At 74.3% G+C, this 4,491-nt stretch carries 5 protein-coding genes; 4 read left to right on the top strand and 1 reads right to left on the bottom strand.

Features of this window, described 5'->3' with window-relative positions; translation table 11 throughout:
• Nucleotides 1-205 precede the first annotated feature (205 nt).
• Complete coding sequence (locus tag B0E53_RS33300; protein WP_107079573.1) at nt 206-1,180, top strand: DNA primase small subunit domain-containing protein; 975 nt, start codon at nt 206-208, stop codon at nt 1,178-1,180.
• Nucleotides 1,181-1,184: 4 nt separating this feature from the next.
• Here the strand turns inward: B0E53_RS33300 and B0E53_RS33295 are convergent, their stop codons facing one another.
• On the bottom strand, nt 1,185-1,691 hold the full coding sequence (locus tag B0E53_RS33295; RefSeq protein ID WP_107079572.1) for an Lrp/AsnC family transcriptional regulator: 507 nt from the start codon (nt 1,689-1,691) through the stop codon (nt 1,185-1,187).
• A gap of 72 nt (nt 1,692-1,763) precedes the next feature.
• Between B0E53_RS33295 and pdhA the strand changes: the two genes are divergently transcribed.
• The 3 genes from pdhA to B0E53_RS33280 all read left to right on the top strand — a co-directional run.
• On the top strand, nt 1,764-2,969 hold the full coding sequence (pdhA, locus tag B0E53_RS33290) for a pyruvate dehydrogenase (acetyl-transferring) E1 component subunit alpha (RefSeq protein WP_210406315.1): 1,206 nt from the start codon (nt 1,764-1,766) through the stop codon (nt 2,967-2,969).
• Complete coding sequence (locus B0E53_RS33285) at nt 2,969-3,973, top strand: alpha-ketoacid dehydrogenase subunit beta (RefSeq protein ID WP_107079570.1); 1,005 nt, start codon at nt 2,969-2,971, stop codon at nt 3,971-3,973. The genes pdhA and B0E53_RS33285 overlap by 1 nt, the downstream gene beginning before the upstream one ends.
• Before the next feature lie 110 nt (nt 3,974-4,083).
• A partial coding sequence (locus B0E53_RS33280) for a biotin/lipoyl-containing protein (RefSeq protein WP_348639687.1) occupies nt 4,084-4,491 on the top strand: 408 nt, incomplete at its 3' end.

The raw sequence follows: 4,491 nt of genomic DNA, 5'->3' as shown, positions 1-4,491 counted from the left end.
GGCTGCGCGACGCCGGCGCCGGGCTGGGCCGGGTGGGCCTGGACCGCTGCGGCGCGGCCCTGACCGACCTGGCCGGCGCGCTCGGCGCCGGCCCGGGGGACGCGGCGGTACGCGCCTGGGTGGACGCCCAGATCCGGCTGCTGGTGACCGCGGAGTCCCGGTGAGCCGGTCCCCGCGACCGGCCCCGGCGGCTACGGTGTGAGGCGTGGCGACCACGGCGGCGGAGGAGATCCGGGTGGGGGAGCGGCTGGTCCGCGTCTCCAGCCCCGACAAGCCCTACTTCCCGGAGCGCGGACTGACCAAGCTGGACGTGGTCCGCTACTTCCTCGCCGTCGGCGACGGCATCCTGCGCGCGCTGCGCGACCGACCGACCATGCTGGAGCGCTGGCCGCGCGGCGTGTTCGAGGGCGCGAAGATCGCCACCCGGCAGACCAACAAGGGCGACGCCTTCTACCAGAAGCGGTTGCCGGCGGGCGCGCCCGAGTGGGTGCGCACCGCGCACATCACCTTCCCCAGCGGCCGGACCGCCGACGAGGTGGCCCCGAGCGAGCTGGCCGTGGTGATCTGGGCGGCCAACCTGGGCACCCTGCGCTTCCACCCCTGGCCGGTCTCGGCGGGCGACGTGGAGCGCCCCGACCAGCTCCGCATCGATCTGGACCCGATGCCCGGGGTGGACTTCGCCCAGGTGGTCCCGGTCGCCCACGAGGTGCGCGCGTTCCTCGACGAGCTGGGCCTGGTGGGCTACCCGAAGACCACCGGCGGCCGGGGCATCCACGTCTACCTGTCGATCGAGCCGCGGTGGAGCTTCGGTGACTGCCGGCGCGCGGTGCTGGCGCTCGGCCGGGAGATGGAGCGCCGGCTGCCCGACCTGGTGACCACCACCTGGTGGCGGGAGCAGCGGGACCGGCCGGTCTTCGTCGACTACAACCAGATGGCCCGCGACCACACCGTGACCTCGGCGTACTCGATCCGGCCCACGCCGCGCGCGTTGGTGTCCGCGCCGCTGGACTGGGCGGAGTTGGACGACGCGCGGCCGGAGGACTTCGACGTGGTCAGCCTGCCGGCGCGGTTCGCCGAGCGGGGCGACCCGCACGCGGGCCTGGACGAGCGCCGGTTCTCCCTGGAGCCGCTGCTGGAGCTGGCCGACCGGGAGGGCCTGGAGGCGCCGCCCGAGCGGTAGCGCGTCACTGCCAGGGGCTCAGCGTCCCGTCGAACTCCTCGAAGACCAGCCAGGTCCGGGTCGACAGCACCCCGGCGATGCTCTGCACCCGGTCCAGCACCACGTCCCGCAGCGTGGCGTTGTCCGGCGCGCGGACCAGGGCCAGCACGTCGTGCTCGCCGCTGAGCAGCGCCGCGTGCTCGATGTAGCGGACCCGGGCCAGCTCGGCGGACACCTCGCGCCAGGTGTTCTGCTCGATGGTCAGCGCGATGTACGCCGAGGTGCCCAGCCCGGCCGGCTCGGGCGCCACCTGGGCCCGGAACCCGGTGATCACCCCGTCGCGCAGCAGCCGCTCCACCCGGGCGTACGCGTTGGTGCGCGAGACGTGCACCCGTTCGGCCAGCGTACGGATGGAGAGCCGGGCATCCTCGGCCAGTTCGCGCAGGATCCGCCGGTCGACCTCGTCGAGCGGCCCGGCCGAACGTCCCGTTCCGCCCGCCGTGCCCGGTGTGGTTCCGGTCTCCTGGCTCATGAAGCCCGCCTTCCAGTGCCATTCGTCCCGCGTTCACGGCGGTTGTTGAGTCAATCATCCGACAGCGGAAGCATAGGGCCACCACACGTCCAGGAGGGCCCCGCCGTGACGACCACACCCCAGGCGGTCCGCAGGGCATCCCCGCGCACCCGCCGGCCGGCCACCCCGGCCGCTCCCGACCCCTCCGACGGTCTGCTGCCGAAGAGCGAGCCGGTCAGACTGCTGAGCCCGGACGGCACCCCGCTGCCGGCCCGGGACGACTACCCGGAGCCGCCGGTCGAGGCGCTGCGCGAGATGTACCGCCGGATGGTCGTCGGCCGTCGCTTCGACGTCCAGGCCACCGCGCTGACCAAGCAGGGCCGGCTGGCCGTCTACCCGTCCTCGCGCGGCCAGGAGGCCTGCCAGGTCGGCGGCGTGCTGGCGCTGCGCGACACCGACTGGGTGTTCCCCACCTACCGCGAGTCGATGGCGCTGACCGCGCGCGGCATCGACCCCGTCGAGGTGCTCACCCTGCTCCGCGGCGACTGGCACTGCGGGTACGACCCGACCGCCGTGCACACCGCGCCGCAGTGCACCCCGCTCGCCACCCAGTGCGTGCACGCCGCCGGGCTGGCCTACGGCGAGTCGTACCAGGGGCGGGACACCGTGGCGCTGGCCTTCATCGGTGACGGTGCCACCAGCGAGGGCGACTTCCACGAGGGGGTCAACTTCGCCGCCGTGTTCAAGGCCCCGGTCGTCTACTTCGTGCAGAACAACAAGTACGCGATCAGCGTGCCGCTGTCCCGGCAGACCGCCGCGCCGAGCCTGGCCTACAAGGGCGTCGGCTACGGCGTGCCCAGCGAGCAGGTCGACGGCAACGACCCGGTGGCCGTGCTCGCCGTGCTCACCCGGGCCGTCGAGCACGCCCGGGCCGGCCGGGGGCCGTACCTGGTGGAGGCGCACACCTACCGGATGGAGCCGCACACCAACGCCGACGACCAGACCCGCTACCGGGACGCCGAGGAGGTCGAGGCGTGGCGGGACCGCGACCCGATCGCCCGGCTGGAGGCGTACCTGCGGAACCGGGGCGTGCTGGACGACGCCGCGGTCGCGGCGATCGCCGAGGAGGCCGAGGCGTACGCCGCCGCGCTGCGCGACCGGATGAACGCCCAGCCCGAGGTCGACCCGCTCAGCCTCTTCGACCACGTCTACGCCGAGCCGACCCCGCAACTGGTCGAGCAGCGCGAACAGGTCCGGGCCGAGCTGGCCGCGACCCGCGCCGAGGAGGGGGACGCCTGATGGCCACCATGACCATGGCGAAGGCGCTCAACGCCGCGCTCGCCGACGCGATGCTGGACGACGAGCGGGTGGTCGTCTTCGGCGAGGACGTCGGGCAGCTCGGCGGCGTCTTCCGGATCACCGACGGGCTCCAGGCCCGGTTCGGCGACAAGCGCTGCTTCGACACCCCGCTCGCGGAGGCCGGCATCGTCGGCTTCGCCGTCGGCCTGGCCATGTCCGGGCTGCGCCCGGTGGTCGAGATGCAGTTCGACGCGTTCGCGTACCCGGCGTTCGAGCAGATCGCCTCGCACGTGGCGAAGCTGCGCAACCGGACCCGGGGCGCGCTCAGCGTGCCGATCGTCATCCGGGTGCCGTACGCCGGCGGCATCGGCGGCGTGGAGCACCACTGCGACTCCTCCGAGGCGTACTACGCGCACACCCCGGGCCTGAAGGTGGTCACCCCGGCCACCGTCGAGGACGCGTACTCGCTGCTGCGCGAGGCGATCGACGACCCGGACCCGGTCGTGTTCATGGAGCCGAAGAAGCTCTACTTCTCCAGCGCCGAGGCGGAGCTGCCGGCCCGGACCGCGCCGTTCGGAAAGGCGGTCGTGCGCCGCGCCGGCACCGACGCCACCCTCGTCGCGTACGGGCCGGCGGTGCCGGTCGCGCTGGAGGCCGCCGAGGCCGCCCGCGAGGAGGGCTGGGACCTGGAGGTGGTCGACGTGCGCACCATCGTGCCGTTCGACGACGCCACCGTCACCGCCTCCGTACGGAAGACGGGCCGCTGCGTGGTGATCCAGGAGGCGCAGGGCTTCGCCGGGGTCGGCGCGGAGATCGCCGCCCGGGTGCAGGAGCGCTGCTTCCACGCCCTGCACGCCCCGGTGCTGCGGGTGTCCGGGCTGGACATCCCGTACCCGGCGCCGATGCTGGAGCACACCCACCTGCCCTCGGTGGACCGGGTGCTGGACACCGTGGCCCGCCTCCAGTGGGACGACCAGCCGGACGAGCGGTGGGTGGCGGCATGAGCGAACGCACCGAGCGAAGCGAGGGCCGTGAGGGCATGCCCGGCCGGCACGGCATGAGCGAACGCACCGAGCGAAGCGAGGGCCGTGAGGGCATGCCCGGCCGGCACGGCATGACCACCGCGACCGGGACCCGCGACTTCCTCCTGCCCGACCTGGGCGAGGGGCTGAGCGAGGCGGAGATCGTCGAGTGGCGGGTCGCCGTCGGCGACGTGGTCACCGTGGACCAGACGGTGGTGGAGGTGGAGACCGCCAAGGCCGTGGTCGACGTCCCCTGCCCGTACGCCGGCCGGGTCGTCGCCCTGCACGGCGCGGCGGGTGAGGTCCGCCCGGTGGGCCAGCCGCTGGTCACGATCGCGCCGCTGGACGGCGACGGCGGCGACGACCCGCACGCCACCTACCGCGAGGAGGAGCGGGCCGGCTCCGGCAACGTCCTGATCGGGTACGGCACCGGCCACGGCGGCTCGGGCCGGCGGCGGCGCCGCCCCCGGCTGGCTCTCGCCCCGGAGCCCACGGCCGGT

It is taken from the genome of Micromonospora sp. MH33 (genome assembly GCF_003013775.1).
GTDB lineage: Bacteria > Actinomycetota > Actinomycetes > Mycobacteriales > Micromonosporaceae > Micromonospora > Micromonospora fulviviridis.
Note: the sequence above shows the minus strand (reverse complement) of the source record. Positions and strands in the feature narration are given on the sequence as shown.